A 1,077-nucleotide genomic window follows, 5' to 3' on the forward strand; every position below is an offset into this window, starting at 1 on the left:
GGTGGTAATCCTGTTTCAACCGGAGATACGTCAGGCGTTGGCGCATATGGGAAAGGCGTCGTTCTTTACCCTCACCTCGGCTGAAGAGATCAAGTCGCTCGATGAGATCGTCAAGGCGGCCGTGTCGCTTTCGGCCAGGAGGATAGGCGCCCTTATTGTGCTTGAGCGCGAGACAACCCTCAAGGATTACATAGAGATCGGGACTCTTATGGATGCACGCATAACCAGGGAGTTGTTGTTGAGCGTTTTTCATCCCACTTCACCAATCCACGACGGGGCAGTGGTAATCAAGGGCAACAAGATTGTAGCCGCAGGCTGCTTCCTGCCAATCAGCTTCAGGCCGGACATAGACAAGATGCTGGGGACAAGACACAGGGCCGGTCTTGCCATCACTGAGGAGACCGATGCTATAGTCCTGATAGTATCCGAGGAAACGGGCGACATATCCATAGCAAACGCCGGCGAAATGGAGAAAAAACTCGACATGGTACAAATCCGTGAAAAATTGACGGATATCTTCACAGAGGCGGGTAAGAAGAAGGTATGAAAAAGCTCCTCACCGATAACATGGAACTAAAGGCCATCACCCTTGTTCTTGCGCTGTTACTGTGGTTCTTTGTAACCCTTAAGGGACAATCGGACGTTATCCTTGAACTACCCCTGGAGTATAAGAATATCCCCAAGGGGTTTGAGATCGTGAAATCAAGCAGCAACTTTGTCAACATCAGCGTAAAGGGTCAGGAGCGGTTGGTCAAAAACATTGACCCAAAGGACATCAGCATCTACGTGGATCTGTCCAATGCCAAAAACGGTGAGACCATAGTGAACCTCAGTAAAGAAAACGTAAAGGTTCCTGCCTCCGTAACCGTCAACAAGATTACCCCCGCACATGTTGTCGTCCACATGGAGGAGACCATTGCCAAAATCGTCCCTGTAAAAGTGGTCATCAAGGGACAGCCCCAGCGGGGATTTGTGGTGACAGATACGATAGTCTCCCCGGAGGAGATTAGCATAGAGGGCTATAAGCGTGACTTGAAAAATATAGGCTTCATCGAGACACAACCGGTTAATATACGC

2 protein-coding genes are annotated in these 1,077 nt (G+C 49.7%); both read left to right on the forward strand.

From position 1 onward, the window contains the following. Window positions 1-547: diadenylate cyclase CdaA (gene cdaA, locus HWQ67_RS19475; RefSeq protein ID WP_218254356.1), on the forward strand; the 547-nt coding region annotated here is incomplete at its 5' end. Next, window positions 544-1,077 (forward strand): CdaR family protein (locus HWQ67_RS19480; protein WP_218254357.1); only part of this gene is annotated, 534 nt, incomplete at its 3' end. The genes cdaA and HWQ67_RS19480, both read left to right, overlap by 4 nt.

This window comes from Candidatus Magnetobacterium casense (genome assembly GCF_019173545.1).
GTDB lineage: Bacteria > Nitrospirota > Thermodesulfovibrionia > Thermodesulfovibrionales > Magnetobacteriaceae > Magnetobacterium > Magnetobacterium cryptolimnobacter.